This window comes from Marinobacter sp. (assembly GCF_034669625.1).
GTDB lineage: Bacteria > Pseudomonadota > Gammaproteobacteria > Pseudomonadales > Oleiphilaceae > Marinobacter.
On sequence record NZ_JAXMOY010000010.1, the window covers coordinates 111,305 to 130,289 of the forward strand.

An 18,985-nucleotide genomic window follows, 5' to 3' on the forward strand; every position below is an offset into this window, starting at 1 on the left:
ATCTCCTGTGTTGATGTTTGGCTAGCGATGGTTATGGGGCCAGTTATTGGGAACCACGAACCAGCGGTCTGCTTCTACCCAGCCGTTTAGTTCGGCTTGCCATGTCATATCGGCAAACAGGGCAGGGATGCCTTCTGCCTCAACCCAGTGAATGGTTGCTCGCGCTGAATCGGCATCTGGTGCGTCGCTTTGGTTCCACGGTCCTATCCAGTGCGGCTTGTTCAGGCGTACCCAGTGGCTGGTGTCTTCAGTATCGAGGTCTGCAGCATAGCGCCATTTCCCGGTTAAGTGGTTGTCGGTCACCGTGTCGGGGAGCTCAACCGTTTCCTTGCTAGGGTAGAACAGGTAGCCGGGCATGAATATCCGTGGTTTGACGGGGTCATAAATGCCGAGCTCTGCTAATACGTTTCGGGTTTCGGGCCGCTGTGTCATTTGGCTTTGATGAGACAGCATGTGGTGGGTTTTAAGGTCGAGCCGGTCTCGTGCGTTGGGCCCGTACCACTTGGTTGGGCCATTCGAGGTTGGTACGCCCAGATAGTATTTAATCGCGATTTCATGGTGTTCCAAACCAGCGGATACAGGGTTTCTTAGCAGAAAGTCCAGTTCCCCCAGTGTTTGCTTTTCAGTGCGGATTTGTTGATTTTTGAGAACAATTTCCCAGCCCATGAGATCGCCCAGCATCACTTCGTAAAGTCGTTCAACGTAGTGTCCAAGCCGTTTTTCCATGGGCGCGAATAGATAGGGTGGCGCCGTCTCCGGGTGATTGTCCCAGCGGGTCAGCGTGGTTAGGTAGTCCGCTGGAAGGAACTCGGAGGGCTGAAAGCTGATTGAGGTCGCCACCAATTGGGGTGCCTGACACAGCCAGGCAAGATGGCGTATTACGGGAGTTTTGAAGCGATGTAGAGCGAATCGCGCTGAAGTTGTATCCATGGGCTCAGGATACCTCAATCTGCGGATTGTTGAGAGCACGAAACTCAGTTCATTAAATAGCCGTAGCGTCCATAAGTTTAATCCGGAGAAGGGCACGCCGTGTGATCTTCGCCGCCTTAGCGCAACACCAAGTTTGTTAGAGTTATGGGCTGATCTATTCCCCGATGGAGAGCGCTGAAATGGAAGATTGGCAAGGATGCCTGGAACCTCAATGCCAGCAAGCACTGCTTGTGGCTCGAGACAATGTTGGGTAACGCGGCGGCTCGGTCATTACCGCAGAAGATTTCTTCTTGGCGATGCTGGATGTGATCGATACGGTGGCCCCGTTTCTGAAGCGTCAGGGCGTGGATTTTGACGAGCTGATTCGCACCATCCAGGGGGAGCAGCGGATCGTGGCTGAAGTTCACGGGGATGGGGATTTATCATCGCAGCTGATTTATTGGATTTCTGAAACTCGAGAAGTTGTTGGAGGCCCCTGGTTGAACTGGTCTCAGCTTTTACGAGGGCTTGTGACCTTTGCCGAATGCTTGCAAGACAAAGCCTACGTCGCTGTGTTGGAGTTGGTGAATGTCTGGCCGGATGATGTTGGAAGCCCGGCTCAGATGCGTGGAGTGAGGGGGCTAGAGCCTGTGCCATTAACGGTGCTTGAGCCGAGTTGGCTGGCGCTGGCTGAGAATGTCGCAGTTGCGCTAGCGGCTAACGAAACCGGGTTGATTTGGGTTCAGGGCGAGCATGGCAATGGTAAAGCCGCGTGGCTTCAATTGCTTCTGGAAACTCCGGGGCTCTGCTGGGTGCAGCTAGACTTGCGCAGACAGGCCGAAATCATGGCTCTGGAGCAACCAGCGATACCACAGCAAAGTGGACGGGGTTTGGGGTGGCCTGTATTGGTGCTGGATAACGTATCGCCGGTGGCATTATTGGAGTTGATGGCGCAGCCAAACGGTGTCGCGAGAGAGGTAGTCTCGGGCTGGCAAGGACCAATCCTGCTGCTTGCACCGGATGAGGGTGGCGACACCGGCGAGGAGCAACGGCTAAGCCATTTGCTCGGGAGAAGTCTGGACGTTGTGCCAATGCCGGCCGTGAGCACAGCGCAACGACGAGCGATTCTCACGGCTCATCAACCGTTAATTGAGAAAAGGTTTAACGTTGAGATTACTCTTTCTGCGTTGGAATATGCGGCCACCCGCCAAAGCCGCTGTGTTGCGTTACCGGGGGGTATGCTTGAGTGGGTCCGAAGCGCCGCCGCCCGTCTGGAGATATTTGCGAACCGAGGTCCGTTGGAATCAGTGGCACTTACTGGAACGCAGGACGTTTTCCGGAGGCAGTTGCTGGTGAGCATGGCGCGGGGAGAAGAGGGCATCGATGAGGATCTGGATCTAAAAGACCTAGAGCTGGCCAGAGCTGCTGCCGAAGTGCTGTGGTACGAACGTCAGCGTGCTGGCAGTTTGCGCAGGGTGATGGTGGAAGATCTTCGGCAGGAATTGGAGCGATGGCTTGCAGCAGGGCCAGAGCCGGTTCAATATGTGCGGCAGTGTGAGCAACAGCATGGAGATACCTTGGGTGCAGGATCTGGAAATCTATATTCGTGACCTTGAGCCGGGTGCCGTATCCCGGTGGCTTGAAGGGCAGCTTGATAATGTCCGGCTGGATGATGCCGATGTCGCCTCGGTTTCAAAAGGCACAGCACGGTTCAACGGAAGAAGTTTACGTATTACGTTGTATCCGGGCGCGTTCGGGAAACGATTCACATCGTTGGTAATCGAGGGGGATGAGTTGCCTTGGAACAACGATCTGGAGTGCGCACGGAGTGCCTGGAGAATGATGGAAGGCGAGATCCGCTGCAGCTTGGGAGAGTGGAAAGAAGGCGATTCGCTCGATGATGAAAAATGGTGGCGGTTAGATCAGCGTGGTGAGCAGCAGGTTGTGTGGAATTAGCATGGCCCTGAACGTAAAAAGGCAGCCGATTAAGGCTGCCTTTTTGTTTTCTCAGATCGAGATCAATCGCTCAGGATAGACACGTTGTCTGCCTGTAGGCCTTTGTCGGCATCAACTACGTTGAAGCGAACCAGCTGGCCTTGACGGAGGACGCGGCGGCCACGGCCACGGATGGCGCGGAAGTGAACGAAAATCTCGTCACCGCTTTCACGCACGATAAAGCCGAAGCCTTTTTTGACGTTGAACCATTTGACGGTACCTTCTTCGTCTCCTTCCGGAGTGTTGTCGTCAAAGTCATCGTCTTCGTCGTCGTAATCGTTCTGTGGCTGACTGGCACGAGCCGGGCGGTTTTGGGTGCGAGCGTGAGCAGCAGGAGCCGCTTGCTTACCGGCAACCAAAACAGCGATAAAACCGACGATGGCGAAAACAGCAAACGCCATCACATATGCGGCAATACCACCTTGGCTACCCAGAGCTTCAACGCCTTCGCCTAAGGCGAGCAGTTTCAGCGGTTCCGGGGTGGCAGACAGTAACAGGCCCAGTACAAACGGTGCCGGAATTGCGATCAGGATAGCAACAAGGATCGCTTTGGCTGGATTACGCATTAGTTGGTTATTCTCCATAATTAAACGCTAACGATAAAAAGCCGCACATCGGGTAAAATAGCATGTCCGGCAGTGAACACCGCCGCTGAATTCTGTGTGTAGAATATCTGGCGTTGGCGGTAAAAGGCGCCATGATACCAGATTAAGGAAAGGGCTGACCAAATCTCATGAGCAAAAAGACTCTCGAAGACCGGATTGCGGATCTGGAAATGCGACTTGCGTTCCAGGATGACGTAATCAACACCCTGAGCGAACAGGTGACAAAGCAAGAAATGGATATTCGGGAGCTGTGGGAGGCGAAGCGGCTGATGCACCAGCAGCTTAAGGATGTGTCGCCTTCCAATATTCGGCGCGAGGATGAGGAAACACCACCGCCGCATTACTGAGTGTGGCGTTTGATTTCGAAATCGGGGTCAGACCTCCGCGAGGCCCTGACCCCTCATTCCAAATTACCCTAGCAGTTCTACCAGAATCTGTTCGTAGATTTCGGACAGCGTATCCAGATCTTCCGCTTTCACGCATTCATCCACTTTGTGGATGGTGGCGTTGATGGGGCCGAGTTCGACCACTTGTGCGCCCGTGGGGGCGATAAAGCGGCCGTCGGAAGTGCCACCAGAGGTCGACAGTTCGGTTTCCCGACCCGTCACTGTGCGAATGGCTTCCTGACTGGCCGAGACCAGTGCACCCCGGTCGGTCAGGAAGGGGCGACCGCTGAGGTGCCACTGCAAGTCGTACTTGAAATTATGGCGATCCAGAATGGCGACTACACGTTCCTCCAGGCTTTCAGCGGTGTTTTCCGTGCAGTAACGGAAATTGAAGTGCACCACACATTCGCCGGGAATGATGTTGCTGCCGACACCGGATTCAATTTTGGTGATCTGGAAGGTGGTAGGCGGGAAGAAATCGTTGCCGTTGTCCCAGAATTCCTTGGCCAAGGCGTCGAGCGCCGGGGCGACCGTATGTACGGGGTTCTCGGCCAGATGCGGGTAGGCGACGTGGCCTTGGGTGCCATGAACGGTCAGGTAACCATGCAGTGAACCACGGCGGCCGTTTTTAATCACGTCACCCACTTCGTGGGTACTGGACGGTTCTCCAATCAGGCACCAGTCGATTTTCTCGTTCCGGGCTTCCAGCGTTTCGACCACTTTGACCGTGCCATCGTGTGCGGGGCCTTCTTCATCACTGGTGATGAGCAGAGCGATGGAACCGCGATGGTTTGGATTCTTGGCCACAAAGCGTTCACAGGCCGTGACAAACGCAGCGAGGCTGCCTTTCATATCGGCGGCACCGCGGCCGTACAAAAAGCCTTCTTCAATGACCGGCTCAAAGGGCGCATGGGCCCAGTTTTTCTCAGGGCCAGTTGGCACGACATCGGTATGGCCGGCAAAAGCCAGCAACGGTCCGTCGGTGCCCTTGCGGGCCCAGAGGTTGTCTGTTTCGCCAAAACGCAAGTTCTCGCCGGCAAAGCCTAGTGGGGCGAGACGGGACATCATCAACTCCTGACAACCGGCATCGTCCGGTGTAACCGATTGGCGACGAATGAGGTCCTTAGCGAGTTCGAGGGTAGGCGATAAAGTCATAGGGTGGCTCTTGCTTGGTCTGGAATAGCCCCTCTCCGCGGCGGGAGAGGGGCTTGTGCGGGTCTTAGTTGTTCGCGTGCAGTTCTTCGTTCAGCTCGATGGCTGTCTTGTTGGTTTTGCACTCAACGGCACCGGTCTGGCTGTTGCGGCGGAACAGAAGGTCGTTCTTGCTGGCCAGATCGCGAGCTTTAACCACTTCAACCAGTTTGTTGCTGTCATCCAGCAGGGCAACCTTGGTGCCGGCGGTGATGTACAAGCCAGCTTCTACGGTGCAACGATCGCCCAGTGGGATGCCGATGCCAGCGTTTGCGCCCAGTAGGCAGTTTTCGCCAACGGCAATGATGATGTTGCCGCCACCAGACAGGGTGCCCATGGTGGAGCAGCCGCCGCCCAGGTCAGACCCTTTGCCGATGATAACGCCGGCGGAAATGCGGCCTTCGATCATGCTGGTGCCTTCGGTACCGGCGTTGAAGTTGATGAAGCCTTCGTGCATCACGGTAGTGCCTTCACCCACGTAGGCGCCCAAGCGGACACGGGAGGTATCGGCAATACGTACGCCTTTCGGCACCACGTAGTCGGTCATCTGCGGGAACTTGTCGACAGATTTCACTTCCAGAGTGCGGCCTTCAATACGAGCCTGCAGCTGACGGGCTGGTAGTTCGTTCAGATCGATAGCGCCTTCGTTGGTCCAGGCCAGATTCGGCAGCAAACCGAATATTCCGTCCAGTTTCAGGCTGTGGGGCCTGGCCATACGGTGAGAAATCAGGTGCAGCTTCAGGTACACCTCTGGAGTGCTGGACGCGGTATCGTCGGTCGCCAGTACGGTGACAACAACCGGGCTTTTGCTTTCAGCGGCTTGCTCAGCCAGTTTTGCCTGTGCGGTTTCGCCCAACTGGCGGAGTGACGTGGCGAGCTGGGTCAGTTGCTCTGCGCTTGCTTCGATGGCCTGGTTGCCGCCCTTGTAGTTCAGCGCGGTTTCAACCACGTCGATCAGGTCTTTGCCAGGGGTCATAACCGGTTGCTGGTAGAACACTTCCAGCCATTCGCCCTGATTGTTCTGGGTGCCGATGCCGATGCCGAATGCAAAACTCATCTGGTGGTTGCTCCTGTTAATTAAGTGTAAAAAGCTGAGTTCTTTCCCCCTCTCCCTGACACTTCTCCCGAGAGGGGGGGGTGATAGGGAGAGGCGGTGTTAATTAGTTAGTTCGTCCACGCAGCCCATTCGTCTGCGTTGAAGCCCACGGTAACCGTTTCATGGTGTTCAACAACCGGGCGTTTGATGATGGAGGTGTTCTCCAGCATGACCTGGCGGGCGCTTTGGGCGGTCATGGTATCACGAACCTCATCAGGAAGTTTTCTCCAGGTGGTACCGCGTTTGTTGATCAGCGTTTCCCAACTTAGAGTCTGCTCCCACTCGGCCAGCTTTTCGCGGGTAAGTCCGTCTTTTTTGAAATCGTGGAATTCGTAGGCGATGCCGTTTTCATCCAGCCACTTACGGGCTTTTTTGACGGTGTCGCAGTTTTTGATGCCGTAGAGCTTCATGCCTTGAATCCTTTTACGAACTCGACAATGCGGTGGGCGGCTTCAACGCACTCGTCTACGGGCGCCACCAGTGCCATACGAACCCGGTTTTCCCCCGGGTTGTGGCCGTCCACAGTGCGGGACAGGTAGCGGCCGGGCAGTACGTGTACGTTTTGCTGAGCCGACAATTCACGGGCGAAGGTTTCGTCGTCGAAAGGTGTTTCCGGCCAGAGGTAGAAACCGGCATCCGGGAATTCCACGTTCATCACTTCGCGCAGGATGGGAACCACGGCTTCGAATTTTGCCCGATAAGCCGCGCGGTTTTCTTTGACGTGTTCTTCATCGTTCCACGCAGCGATACTGGCCAGCTGATTGTGAATGGGCATGGCACACCCGTGGTAGGTGCGGTATTTCAGGTAGCCTGCCAGTATCTCGGCATCGCCCGCGACAAAGCCGGATCGCAGACCTGGCAGGTTGCTGCGCTTTGACAGGCTATGGAACACCACGCAACGTTTGAAGTCGTTACGGCCAATCGCGGCACAGGTTTGTAGCAGGCCTTCGGGCGGGTTGGCTTCGTCCGGGTAGAGTTCGGAATAACACTCATCGGAGGCAACGATGAAGTCATGACGGTCGGCCAACTCGATCACTTTGGTCAATGTTTTCCGTGTGACTACGGCGCCGCTGGGGTTGCCAGGGGAGCATAAAAACAGAACCTGACACTTGGCCCAGACCGATTCGGGAACCTCGTCGAAATCCGGGATGAACCCGTTGCTGGCATCGCACGGCAAGTAAACGGGGTCGGCGCCCGCCAGGAAAGCGGCACCTTCGTACACCTGATAAAACGGGTTTGGGCTGACGACGGTGGCCGGCTCGCTGGCATCGACAACGGCCTGAACCAGAGAAAAGATGGCTTCGCGGGTACCGTTTACCGGAACGATGTTTCGGGCCGGGTCGAGCGAGCCTTCGCTCAGGTTGAAGCGCCGGGTTGCCCAGTCGGCGATGGTTTCGCGTAATGCTTCTATGCCCTTGGTGGTGGGGTAGTTGGCCAGTTTGTCCAGGTTGTCGGCCACCACCTGCTTTACGAATGCCGGGGCAGGGTGCTTGGGTTCGCCAATGCCCAGTGAAATCGGCGCGAGGTGCTCCGGCACGGTAATGCCGGCTTTGAGCTCCGCGAGTTTTTCGAAGGGGTAAGGGTGCAGTCTTTCAAGATTGGAATTCATTGAATGTCGTCCAGCATTTTGCAGAGGTGCTGTTGCAGGGCTTCGCACTCAGCGGGATCGCTCAGTGGTCGGCCTTGTTCGTCAGTGATGAAGAAAACGTCTTCAACCCGTTCGCCCAAGGTGGCGATTTTCGCGTTGGTCAGCCGCACCCTGTGCTCCAGCAGTACCTGGCCAATCCGAGCCAGCAGGCCGGGGCGGTCGGGGGTAATGACTTCCATCAACGTTCGTTGGTTAATGGTGTCGTTGGAGAAAGTCACTTCTGTCGGGAAGGCGAAGTGTTTGAGCTGCCTCGGGGTGCGCCGATGAATAATGTCCGGGTAGTCTTCCGGATCATCCAGCTCTTCGATCAGGCGCTTGCGTGCCCGCTCTTTACGGGCTGGATCGATACCCAGCGGTTGCCCTTGCTCGTCCAGTACGATGTAAGAGCTGATCGAGTGGGGCCCCTCGCTGGAGTTGATGCGAGCATCGACGATGTTCAGGTTCAGCTGCTCCAGTACGGCGGTTGTGGCCGCAAACAGGGCAACCCGGTCTCGCATATAGATGATAATCTGCGAGTAGCCGTCGGTCGGCCCGCCGCGGGTGTCGCGGATTAAGACCAGCGGGTCCGGGTTATCGCCATGGCGGATGATCGCGGCGGTCTGCCAGGCGATATCGACGGTGGAATCCTGGAGAAAATACTCTTCGTCCACGGTATCCCAGATTTGGTCGATTTGTTCGTCGGTCATGTTCTGGGCGTTGAGGATTTCCCTGGCCTCTTCGCGGGTAGCTTCAATCCATGCTTGCCGGTTAACCGGTGTGTCTATGCCGCGGCGCAGTGCTCGCTTGGCTTCTATGTATAGCTGGCGCAAGAGCGAGGCTCGCCAGGTATTCCAGAGCTTGGGGTTGGTGGCGCTGATGTCGCATACAGTCAGCGTGTAAAGGTAGTCGAGGTGAGCCTGGCTGGGTATCGCGCGGGCAAATGCCTGGATGATGTCTGGGTCGGAGATGTCTTTGCGCTGGGCAGTCATCGACATGAGCAGATGGTTTTCCACCAACCAGGCGATCAGCCGGGTGTCGCGTTCACTGAGATGGTGCCGTTCGCAGAAGGCTTCGGCATCAATGGCGCCGAGTTCAGAATGGTCACCACCGCGGCCTTTGGCTACATCGTGGTACAGGCCGGCGATATACAGGGTGTCCATTTTCGGCAAGCGGTGGATCAAGCGAGAGGCAAGGGGGTACTCGGTTCGCGCTTCCTCGCTGGTCAGCCTGACCATGTTGCGGATGACCCGCATGGTGTGCGCATCAACCGTGTAAATGTGGAACAGGTCATGCTGCATCTGGCCGATGATGTCGCCAAACTCCGGTAGATAGCGGCCCAATACGTTGTACTTCTTCATCGCTGAGAGCGTTTTGTGTAACGCGTGGGGCGTACGCAGAAGTTCCATGAACAGGCTGGTCACGGCCAGGTCAGACCGGAATACATCGTCGATCAGGTGCCGGTGAGCCCTGAGTGAGCGAATGGTGGTTGCTCGAATGCCTTTGATCTCCGGATGCTGTGCCATTAGCACAAAGATTTCCATGATGGCATAGGGGGCGTAGGCAAAGACTTGGTTATTGATCGCTTCGATGTAGAAATTCCGCATCTGGAAGCGTTTGTTGAGTGGGCGGATCTCGTCTTCGCTGCCGCTGCCGATGATCGCTTCGTCGTAATATTGCAGAATCACGTCGGTAAGTTCGGTCAAAGCCAGAACGGCGCGGTAGTACGATTGCATCATCAGCTCGACGCCGAGGCGTTTGCCTTCATCTTCATAACCGAGCAAGGAGGCAAGGGCCCGCTGATGATCGAACAGCAGTCGGTTTTCATTGCGGTCGGCGATGAGTTGAAGACCGAAGCGTAAACGCCAGAGAAAGGTTTCTCCTTCAAGCAACACTTGGTGCTCTTCATCGGTGATGATGGCGAAGCGGGCTAGTTCTGCGGTGCTCTCCAGCCGGAAATGCCGTTTGGTGATCCAGCCAATGGTTTGAATGTCCCGCAGCGCTCCGGGAGAGCCTTTGACGTTTGGTTCCAGATTGTATTCGGTATCACCATACTTTTGGTGGCGGCTTTGCTGCTCTTCCCATTTGGCGACAAAGTAATCTTTGTCTGACATCACATCGTCCAGGTAAACCTGTTCGGTGAGCTCTTCTCTCAAGCTGTCTGGGCCAGCGATGGTTCTGGTTTCCAGCAGGTTGGTAAGGATGGTGATGTCTTGCTTAGCGGCGGCGATGCACTCGTCGACACTGCGAACGCTGTGACCGATATCCAGCTTCAGATCCCAAAGCAAGGTGATGAAAGCGCTGAGGTCGTCTTGCCAGGTGCTTTCAGTGCCTTTGCGGGTGAGGATGAGCAAGTCGATATCGGAGTGGGGGTGGAGTTCGCCGCGACCGTAACCACCCACGGCGACCAGGGCGATGTCGGGCGAGTTGGAAAGAGGGTAGCGATTCCAGATCAATCGAAGAACCGTGTCTACCGTCTTGGCTCTGGAATGAACCAGAGTCCTGACGTCAGCACCTTGTCGAAAAGCTTCGGCGTCGGCCTCGTAATGATGCTGTAGAAATTCCCTTGCCGCCACGACCGGAGAAAGGTCGTGGCTGATGCGGTGTTCCAGCTCGCGTTGGTCCACTTAGAGCGACTCTTCTGATCGCTTGGTCAGAACCTCATAGCCGTCTTCGGTGACCAAGATTGTGTGCTCCCACTGGGCGGACAGTTTGTGGTCCTTGGTGACCGCTGTCCATCCGTCGGCCAGCAATTTAGTGTGGTACTTACCTTGATTCAGCATGGGTTCGATGGTGAATGTCATGCCTTCTTTCAGCTCAAGGCCGGTGCCGGGTGTGCCGTAGTGCATAACCTGAGGCTCTTCATGGAACACGGCGCCGATACCGTGGCCGCAATAATCCCGAACTACGGAGTAGCGATGTTTCTCTGCATGCTTCTGGATCACGTGACCGATATCGCCGAGACGGGCGCCGGGCTTAACCAGCTCAATGCCTTTATATAGACATTCCTGAGTGATCTGGATCAAGCGTTCAGAGCCGGGCTTGGGCTTGCCAACAACCCACATCTTGCTGGTGTCACCATGGTAGCCATCTTTGATCACGGTGACGTCAATGTTGATGACATCGCCGTCCTTCAAGACTTTCTTGTCGGTAGGGATACCGTGACACACCACGTGGTTAACCGAGGTGCAGATAGATTTCGGGAACCCTTTGTAGTTAAGCGGGGCTGGAATGGCTTGTTGCTTGTTCACAATGTGGTCGTGGCAGATGCGGTCAAGCTCTTCTGTGGTAACGCCGGGCTTGACGTGCTCGCCGATCATTTCCAGAACTTCGGCTGCCAGGCGGCCGGCTACCCGCATCTTTTCAATTTCTTCGGGGGTCTTAATAGAGACTTGCATCGGGCTTCCTGTTTATATACATCAAGCCAGCATTTTAAGGGCCCCGGCCAATAGGTACAAGGAAGGTGTTTAGTAAAAGTGATGGCTTTGCGGGAGTCAGGTATGGTATAAACGCGCCCGCCGAAACAAAACTCGGCAAATTCACACACGTGTCAGCACGTTGTCCCAGGGTGCCGGCTCCTGCTTTAAGGAGACAGGTTGGGGCAATTGGATGCGTGGAGGCCTAACCCAAAGCTAAAAGGTAAATATCATGGCTCAGGTAAATATGCGTGACCTGCTGAAAGCAGGTGCTCACTTCGGACACCAAACCCGTTACTGGAACCCGAAGATGGGTAAATACATCTTTGGTGCTCGTAACAAGATTCATATCATCAACCTGGAACAGACTGTTCCTGCGATGAATCAAGCGCTGGATTTCATTCAGCAGCTGACCGAAAGCAAGAACAAGATCCTGTTTGTAGGTACTAAGCGTGCCGCAGCGAAGATCATCAAGGAAGAAGCCCTGCGTTCTAGCCAGCCGTACGTTAATCATCGCTGGTTGGGTGGCATGCTGACCAACTACAAGACGATTCGTCAGTCTATCCGTCGCTACCGTGATCTGGAAGCCCAGAGCAAGGATGGCACTTTTGACAAGCTGACCAAGAAAGAAGCTCTTGAGCGTACCCGTGAGATGGATAAGCTTGAACGTTCTATCGGTGGTATCAAGGATATGGGCGGCCTGCCGGACGCACTGTTCGTTGTTGACGTAGACCACGAGCGTATCGCTATTAAAGAAGCGAACAAGCTGGGTATCCCTGTTATTGGTGTTGTTGATACCAACAGTGATCCTGACGGCGTTGACTACGTAATCCCGGGTAACGATGATGCGATTCGCGCTATCCAGATCTACGTGAAGGCTGTTGCTGACACCTGCATGGAGTCTTCCCAGGCTACCGGCGGTGCTGACGAGTTTGTAGAAGTTAGCGAAGATGCCCAAGGCGCTGCTCCAGCTGCCGAGTAATACTTGACCGTCAGGTTTAAGTTATAAGGCATGCCCCTTTCTATCCGGGCATGCCTTCCCACCGAATTTGTAACTGATTGAGAGGACTGAACATGGCTGCAATTACCGCTGCAATGGTCAAAGAGCTGCGTGAGCGCACTGGTCTTGGCATGATGGAGTGCAAAAAAGCACTGGTTGAAGCTGGCGGCAGTGTTGATGCTGCAATTGAAGAGCTTCGTAAGTCATCTGGCCTTAAAGCTGCCAAGAAAGCCGGTCGTACCGCTGCTGAAGGTGTGTCTCTGGTTAAGGTTTCTGATGACAAGACTGTAGCTTTCATCTTGGAAGTTAACTCTGAAACAGACTTCGTTGCCCGTGATGACAACTTCATGAACTTCGCTAACGACGTTCTGAATATTGCGTTTGAAAAAGGCGAAACTGACGTTGCGAAGCTGATGGAAGGCGATCTGGAAAGCAAGCGTGAAGCGCTGGTTCAGAAGATCGGTGAAAATGTCACGGTTCGTCGTCTGGTTAAGGTTGAAGGCCCGGTTGTTGGTGGATACGTTCACAGCAACAGCAAGATTGCTGCCGTTGTTGCTCTGACCGCTGGTACTGAAGAGCTGGCTCGTGACATCGCTATGCACGTTGCGGCTGTTAACCCGCGCGTTGGCAAGCCGGAAGAAATGCCTGCTGAAGAGCTGGAAAAAGAAAAGGAAATCATCAAGTCTCAGCCGGATATGGAAGGCAAGCCTGCCGAAATCGTTGAAAAGATGATGGGCGGCCGTATCAAGAAGTTCCTGGCTGAAAACAGTCTGATCGAACAGCCTTTCGTTAAGAACCCAGAGCAGAAAGTGGGTGAGTTGATCAAAGCCGTTGGTGGCGAACTGGTTGGCTTTACTCGTCTGGAAGTGGGTGAAGGCATCGAAAAAGAAGAAGTGGATTTTGCTGCTGAAGTGGCTGCTGCCGCTGGCACAGGCAAGGCCTGATCCATTTTTTGAGCGCATCTGTCAAAGACAGTAGCGCTACCTAAGTCTGCCACGTCAGCCGGGTTCGCCCGGCTTTCGTGGCGGGCTTGTATCTGAGATACCCCTTTTTTGCGTTAAGATGGGAGGGATATGTCAGATGCAAGCCTGCAACGGGTTTGACACCGCACAGCCAAAAGACGAAAAGGGGATCACCATGCCGACACCGACACCTTCAACTAATCAGCCCAGATATAAGCGTGTTCTGCTAAAACTTAGTGGCGAAGCCCTGATGGGGGAGCACGAGTTCGGTATTGATCCTAAAGTGCTTGATCGCATGGCATTGGAGATTGGCGCTCTTGTGGGTATCGGCGTTCAGGTTGCACTGGTGATTGGCGGTGGTAACCTTTTTCGTGGTGCAGCACTGAGTGAGGCTGGTCTTGATCGGGTGACCGGCGACCATATGGGTATGCTGGCAACTGTAATGAATGGCCTGGGAATGCGTGACGCTCTTGAGCGTTCGAACATCCGTACCCGGGTTATGTCTGCGATCCCTATGAGCGGTATTGTCGAGCATTACGATCGCCGTCGTGCCGTTCGCGACCTGAAAGAAGGCGACGTGGTCATTTTTAGTGCTGGTACAGGTAACCCGTTCTTCACCACCGATTCTGCTGCTTGTCTACGTGGCATCGAGATCGAAGCTGATGCAGTGCTCAAAGCGACCAAGGTAGACGGTGTTTATAGTGCAGATCCCAAACTCGATCCTACAGCCGTAAAGTACGACCGCCTGACCTATGATGAGGTTTTGGATCGTAAGCTCGGTGTGATGGATCTGACCGCTATCTGCTTGGCCCGTGATCATGGTATGCCGTTGCGTGTATTCGATATGAACCAGCCAGGCGTTCTCACCCGCATCGTGACCGGTGAGAAAGAAGGCACATTGATTGAGTAACGAATTGAGGGTTTTGACGTGATTGATGATATTAAAGCTGACGCTGATTCCAAGATGAAGAAGAGCCTTGAGGCGCTGAACTCGGCCTTCAACAAAATTCGTACTGGACGAGCTCATCCAGCAATTCTAGATAGCGTAATGGTGAATTACTACGGTCAGGACACGCCTCTGAAACAGGTGGCCAGCGTGAACGTAGAAGACAACCGAACGTTGCTGGTGGCGCCCTGGGAAAAGAACATCATTTCAGCCATCGAGAAGGCAATTATGATGTCTGATTTGGGGTTGAACCCTTCCAGCAACGGCGATGCGATTCGCGTGCCTATGCCCATGCTGACTGAGCAGACTCGTAAAGAAATGGCCAAGCAAGCGCGTGCCGATGCAGAGCAGGGTCGAGTGTCCGTGCGTAACGCTCGTCGTGATGCCAACGGCATGCTGAAGGATCTTCTCAAAGAGAAGGACATCAACGAAGATGAAATGCGTCGCGGCGAGGATGATGTCCAGAAGTTGACTGACAAATACATCGCCGAGATCGAAAAGATGCTGAAGGCGAAGGAAGAGGATCTGATGGCGGTATAACCGTCAGATCGTTCAGGAACAGAGTCAGCAGTGGTTGAAAGTGCCACTGCGCAGAGGGTTTCATGACGGATCAAATAACCGCAGAAATTCCGGTGACGGCAAGTAGTCGTCCCCGGCATGTGGCCATTATCATGGATGGCAATAATCGGTGGGCGAAAGCCCGGCGGTTGAAGGGTGTCGCGGGCCATAAGGCCGGAGTGGATGCGGTTAAAGCCGTTGTTGAAACCTGTGCTCGGCAGGGTGTTGAAGTACTTACCCTGTTCGCCTTCTCCAGTGAAAACTGGCGTCGTCCGAAAGACGAAGTGTCGGCGCTGATGCGGCTGTTTGTGATGGCGCTTGAGCGCGAAGTTCGAAAACTTCATCGCAATAACATCCGGTTAAGGATTGTTGGCGATCGCACTCCGTTTAACTCTTTGCTCCAAGAGCATATGGAAAAAGCCGAGGCGCTTACTCGCGATAATACGGCGATGACGTTGGTGATCGCTGCCAATTATGGCGGGCATTGGGACATCACGCAGGCCACTCAGGCGGTTGCAGAAAAAGTTCGCGCCGGTGAGCTGGCACCTTCCGATATTACCGATGATTTGATTCAGCAAAATTTGAGTATCGGTGATTTGCCGATGCCAGATTTGCTGATTCGTACGGCCGGTGAACAGCGCATCAGCAATTTTCTATTGTGGCACTTGGCCTATACGGAGTTTTACTTCTCCGATGTTTTCTGGCCAGATTTCAAAGCTGAAGAAATGGTGAAAGCATTGGAGGCCTACGGCCACCGTAAGCGTCGCTTTGGCCAGACAGACGACCAGCTTGCTTCTCAAGTTACAAAACAATAACGACATAGCGATTATTACCGTGCTGAAAACTCGAATTATTACCGCTCTTATTCTTGCCCCGATTGCGATTGGCGGTATTTTCTTCTTGCCGTCGTTTGGCTTTTCACTTTTCACCGGTGCAATCATTGCATTGGGTGCTTGGGAATGGGCAAACATGTCTGGCATTGAAGGGCAGGGTGGTCGTGTATCTTACGCTGTGGGTGTTGCTGTTTTGATGGCGCTGATATCGCAGCTTAACGTGTCGGCAACGGTGGTTTTGTCGCTCGCTTTTGTCTGGTGGTTGGTGTGTTTGGGATTGGTCAGCCGGTACCCTAGAGGCTCTGATGCTTGGGGTTCCACGCGTGTCAGGGCTGTGATGGGGCTGTTTGTGCTTCTGCCTGCCTGGGTTGGTTTAAATCATTTGCGCACCGGAGTTTTCGAGTTTGGCGCGTTGACCAACAGTTTGTTGGTGATCCTCTATATCTTCCTGATGGTTTGGGTTGCTGACATAGGTGCGTATTTTGCGGGTCGAGCGTTTGGAAAAGCCAAACTGGCTCCTCGGGTTAGTCCCGGAAAATCTTGGGCGGGCGTCTGGGGCGGTCTCGTTGCTGTTGGGGTGCTGGCCTTGGTGGCCAGTTATCTAGCGAGTGCGAGCACTGAAGAAACTCTGTTGCTGCTCATTGCCAGCTTGTTTACCGGCATGGTGTCTGTCTTGGGTGACCTTTTGGAAAGCATGCTCAAGCGCTTTCGTGGCATTAAAGACAGTAGTCAACTATTGCCGGGGCATGGTGGCATTATGGACCGGATTGACAGCCTCACCGCCGCGATCCCTGTTTTTGCGTTGATCATCACGCTGCTCGGTTGGCTAAGCGCGACCAGCGTGTCTCTATGACCCAGCGAAACGTTACCGTTCTAGGAGCAACCGGCTCCATTGGACTAAGTACTCTCGACGTCATCCGCCGGCATCCGGAACGGTTTTCAGTGTGGGCCTTGACCGCCGGCACGAGAGCGCAGGAATTGGCGGCTTTGTGCCGAGAGTTCAAGCCTGCCTTTGCGGTGATGGCCGATGCCAATGCCTCTCTTGAGCTGGTGGAGTTGCTGGCAGACATGCCGGAAACAACCGTGCTAAGTGGTGAGCAGGGTTTGTGTCAGGTTGCCGCGGCCAATCAAGCAGACACTGTGATGGCCGCGATCGTGGGTGCCGCAGGGCTGGCACCAACGCTGGCGGCTGTTCACGCTGGTAAGCGGGTTTTGTTGGCGAATAAAGAAGCTTTGGTGATGTCCGGTAAGTTGTTTATGGACGCGGTTACCGAATCTGGAGCGGAACTTTTACCAATTGATTCCGAGCACAACGCCATTTTCCAGTGCATGCCCGCCGATAAGGTCCGTAACCCCGTTGCGGCCGGTATAACTCGCATCTTGCTGACCGCTTCTGGCGGGCCTTTCCGTACCTTTTCAGCTGAGTCATTGAATTCGGTAACACCGGCTCAAGCCTGTGCGCACCCGAATTGGTCCATGGGCCAAAAGATTTCGGTTGATTCCGCGACCTTGATGAACAAAGGCTTGGAGCTCATTGAAGCCTGCTGGTTGTTCAATACCACCCCGGATCATGTTGAAGTACATGTGCATCCGGAAAGCATCATTCATTCGATGGTGGAGTACGCAGACGGTTCGGTGCTGGCCCAGATGGGAAGCCCGGATATGCGCACGCCCATCGCCAACGGGATGGCGTGGCCAGAGCGCATAGCCGCGGGTGTGGCGCCACTGGATTTGTTTGCCGTCGGTAAATTTCATTTCGAGCGACCAGACTTGCAGCGGTTCCCGTGTTTGCGGTTGGCTGCCGACGCCTTCGCAACCGGGGGGACGGCACCTGCCGTACTGAATGCGGCTAATGAGGTCGCGGTTGCTGCATTTCTTGAAGGTAAGCTGTCCTTTACCGATATCCCCGTTATCATAGAGCGAACGCTCGCAGCGACTGAAGTGGTGGAGGCCGATAGCTTCGAGACCATTTTTGCTAAAGATGCCGAAGCGCGTCAGCAAGCCAACGAACAAATTGGCTTGCTGACAGCCTGATATCGTAGCGGCATTTCGTTAAGTTGTAGCCCCAGACCAACACCGGAAAACCTATGCAGATTATTCAAAGCGTATTGGCATTAGCGCTGACTCTGGGAATCTTGGTCACCCTGCACGAGTACGGGCACTTCTGGGTAGCCCGGCGGTTCGGCGTGAAGGTTCTTCGATTCTCGGTCGGTTTTGGCAAGCCGTTATTTTCCTGGTATGACCGCCAGGGTACCGAGTATGCGATTGCGGCCATTCCCTTGGGTGGTTACGTTAAAATGCTGGACGAGCGGGAAGGTCCCGTTCCGGAAGAACTTCGGGATCAGGCGTTTACATCGAAGCCGCCTTCTCAGCGTATAGCTATTGCAGCCGCCGGCCCGGTCGCGAACTTTTTGTTTGCCATTCTGGCGTATTGGTTGATCAGCGTCGTTGGTGTCACGACCGTGGCGCCCATCGTTGGGGATGTCTCGGTAGGTAGTACCGCTGAACGTGTCGGTTTGCAGGACGGCATGGAAATTCACTCGGTGGATGGTCATCGGGTAACGTCGTGGCGTGACGTAAACATGCGCTTGCTGGAGCGCGCCGGAGAACATGGGCAGGTTTCTCTGGAAATTACGGATAGGGGGTCGCGGGGTGTTGTCTCAGGGCCGTTGAACGGATGGTCACTCAGCGACGACGCACCGAATCCTTTGGCTGAATTTGGTGTGACTCCATGGCGTCCTGAAGTCCCTGCGGTGTTGGGGCAGGTTGTTGAGGAGGGTCGTGCTCAGGCCGCTGGTTTGCAGGTGGGTGACCGGGTATTGGCCGTTAATGGGGAGCCTGTAGAAGACTGGTTTGCCTTGGTTGAATACATTCGCAACGCCCCAGAGCGGCCATTAATGCTGTCTGTTGATCGCAACGGCACCCGATTGGATGTGTCTGTAACGCCCGGTGCGCGTACCTTGGACGACGGTCAGGTGATTGGGTTTGTAGGCGCGGGTGTTGAGGCTATTTCATGGCCTGACGATGTGCTCCGTGAGGTGCAGTTCGGGCCTTTGGCCGCGATTCCCAACGCCATTCATGAAACTTGGGCTGACACGCGATTGACTCTGGTGGCCATCAAGAAGATGGTAACGGGGCTTCTGTCACCTACTAACCTGAGCGGCCCAATTACCATTGCTCGGGTCGCGGAAGCCAGTGTCAGTTCGGGGTTTGAAGATTTTGTTCGTTTCCTGGCTTATCTCAGCGTAAGTCTAGGTGTTTTGAATTTACTGCCAGTACCGGTGCTGGATGGTGGTCACATCGTTTATTACACCATCGAAGCTATACGCCGGAAACCCTTGTCGCAAAAGGCTCAAGAGCTAGGGTTACGAATTGGTATGGCTTTGATCCTGACTTTAATGGTGTTTGCTCTTTACAACGACCTGATGCGGTTGTGAGAATTGCGGGCTCCTTACCGCACATTA

At 54.6% G+C, this 18,985-nt stretch carries 19 protein-coding genes; 11 read left to right on the forward strand and 8 right to left on the reverse strand.

What is annotated here, in order from left to right:
* Nucleotides 1–21: 21 nt before the first annotated feature.
* Complete coding sequence (locus VOI14_RS10625) at nt 22–930, reverse strand: DUF1853 family protein (protein ID WP_323752029.1); 909 nt, start codon at nt 928–930, stop codon at nt 22–24.
* A gap of 290 nt (nt 931–1,220) precedes the next feature.
* On the opposite strand from VOI14_RS10625, the gene VOI14_RS10630 reads away from it, so the two are divergent.
* A complete protein-coding gene (locus VOI14_RS10630; RefSeq protein WP_323752030.1) occupies nt 1,221–2,519 on the forward strand; it encodes a hypothetical protein in 1,299 nt (432 codons plus the stop codon).
* Nucleotides 2,491–2,865, forward strand: coding sequence for a hypothetical protein (locus tag VOI14_RS10635; RefSeq protein ID WP_323752031.1), 375 nt, complete (start codon nt 2,491–2,493; stop codon nt 2,863–2,865). Before VOI14_RS10630 ends, VOI14_RS10635 begins: the two co-directional genes overlap by 29 nt.
* A 62-nt stretch (nt 2,866–2,927) precedes the next feature.
* Here VOI14_RS10635 and VOI14_RS10640 read toward each other — a convergent pair whose 3' ends face one another.
* Nucleotides 2,928–3,470 carry a cold shock domain-containing protein gene (locus tag VOI14_RS10640; protein ID WP_323752032.1) on the reverse strand — a complete coding sequence of 181 codons (543 nt, stop codon included), beginning with the start codon at nt 3,468–3,470 and terminating at the stop codon, nt 2,928–2,930.
* Nucleotides 3,471–3,637: 167 nt separating this feature from the next.
* Here VOI14_RS10640 and VOI14_RS10645 point away from each other — a divergent pair, with 167 nt between their 5' ends.
* Nucleotides 3,638–3,856 carry a SlyX family protein gene (locus tag VOI14_RS10645; protein ID WP_199008023.1) on the forward strand — a complete coding sequence of 73 codons (219 nt, stop codon included), beginning with the start codon at nt 3,638–3,640 and terminating at the stop codon, nt 3,854–3,856.
* 63 nt (nt 3,857–3,919) lie between these two features.
* Here VOI14_RS10645 and dapE read toward each other — a convergent pair whose 3' ends face one another.
* The 6 genes from dapE to map form a co-directional block, all read right to left on the reverse strand.
* Nucleotides 3,920–5,050 carry a succinyl-diaminopimelate desuccinylase gene (gene dapE, locus VOI14_RS10650; protein ID WP_323752033.1) on the reverse strand — a complete coding sequence of 377 codons (1,131 nt, stop codon included), beginning with the start codon at nt 5,048–5,050 and terminating at the stop codon, nt 3,920–3,922.
* Between the two features lie 64 nt (nt 5,051–5,114).
* The gene (dapD, locus tag VOI14_RS10655; RefSeq protein WP_323752034.1) at nt 5,115–6,143 is read right to left on the reverse strand and encodes a 2,3,4,5-tetrahydropyridine-2,6-dicarboxylate N-succinyltransferase; all 1,029 of its coding nucleotides are present in this window, start codon (nt 6,141–6,143) and stop codon (nt 5,115–5,117) included.
* A 107-nt stretch (nt 6,144–6,250) separates the two neighbouring features.
* Entirely contained in the window at nt 6,251–6,592 is a 342-nt protein-coding gene (locus tag VOI14_RS10660; protein ID WP_323752035.1) for an ArsC family reductase, read from the reverse strand.
* Entirely contained in the window at nt 6,589–7,791 is a 1,203-nt protein-coding gene (gene dapC, locus VOI14_RS10665) for a succinyldiaminopimelate transaminase (RefSeq protein WP_323752036.1), read from the reverse strand. Before dapC ends, VOI14_RS10660 begins: the two co-directional genes overlap by 4 nt.
* On the reverse strand, nt 7,788–10,433 hold the full coding sequence (locus VOI14_RS10670; RefSeq protein WP_323752037.1) for a [protein-PII] uridylyltransferase: 2,646 nt from the start codon (nt 10,431–10,433) through the stop codon (nt 7,788–7,790). The genes dapC and VOI14_RS10670 overlap by 4 nt, the downstream gene beginning before the upstream one ends.
* Complete coding sequence (map, locus tag VOI14_RS10675; protein WP_323752038.1) at nt 10,434–11,204, reverse strand: type I methionyl aminopeptidase; 771 nt, start codon at nt 11,202–11,204, stop codon at nt 10,434–10,436. It abuts the gene before it with no gap.
* 250 nt (nt 11,205–11,454) lie between these two features.
* On the opposite strand from map, the gene rpsB reads away from it, so the two are divergent.
* From rpsB to rseP, 8 genes are all read left to right on the forward strand, one after another.
* Complete coding sequence (gene rpsB, locus VOI14_RS10680) at nt 11,455–12,204, forward strand: 30S ribosomal protein S2 (RefSeq protein WP_133005032.1); 750 nt, start codon at nt 11,455–11,457, stop codon at nt 12,202–12,204.
* Nucleotides 12,205–12,296: 92 nt separating this feature from the next.
* Complete coding sequence (gene tsf / locus VOI14_RS10685; protein ID WP_323752039.1) at nt 12,297–13,166, forward strand: translation elongation factor Ts; 870 nt, start codon at nt 12,297–12,299, stop codon at nt 13,164–13,166.
* Nucleotides 13,167–13,359: 193 nt separating this feature from the next.
* Nucleotides 13,360–14,094: a UMP kinase gene (gene pyrH, locus VOI14_RS10690; protein WP_323752040.1), complete on the forward strand. Its 735-nt coding sequence runs from the start codon at nt 13,360–13,362 to the stop codon at nt 14,092–14,094.
* Nucleotides 14,095–14,112: 18 nt separating this feature from the next.
* Nucleotides 14,113–14,670 carry a ribosome recycling factor gene (gene frr / locus VOI14_RS10695; protein WP_323752041.1) on the forward strand — a complete coding sequence of 186 codons (558 nt, stop codon included), beginning with the start codon at nt 14,113–14,115 and terminating at the stop codon, nt 14,668–14,670.
* Nucleotides 14,671–14,732: 62 nt separating this feature from the next.
* On the forward strand, nt 14,733–15,503 hold the full coding sequence (locus VOI14_RS10700; protein ID WP_323752042.1) for an isoprenyl transferase: 771 nt from the start codon (nt 14,733–14,735) through the stop codon (nt 15,501–15,503).
* Nucleotides 15,504–15,522: 19 nt separating this feature from the next.
* Nucleotides 15,523–16,374: a phosphatidate cytidylyltransferase gene (locus tag VOI14_RS10705; protein WP_323752047.1), complete on the forward strand. Its 852-nt coding sequence runs from the start codon at nt 15,523–15,525 to the stop codon at nt 16,372–16,374.
* Nucleotides 16,371–17,555: a 1-deoxy-D-xylulose-5-phosphate reductoisomerase gene (gene ispC / locus VOI14_RS10710; protein ID WP_323752043.1), complete on the forward strand. Its 1,185-nt coding sequence runs from the start codon at nt 16,371–16,373 to the stop codon at nt 17,553–17,555. Before VOI14_RS10705 ends, ispC begins: the two co-directional genes overlap by 4 nt.
* Before the next feature lie 53 nt (nt 17,556–17,608).
* Nucleotides 17,609–18,958 carry an RIP metalloprotease RseP gene (gene rseP, locus VOI14_RS10715; protein ID WP_323752044.1) on the forward strand — a complete coding sequence of 450 codons (1,350 nt, stop codon included), beginning with the start codon at nt 17,609–17,611 and terminating at the stop codon, nt 18,956–18,958.
* The last annotated feature ends 27 nt before the right edge of the window (nt 18,959–18,985 follow it).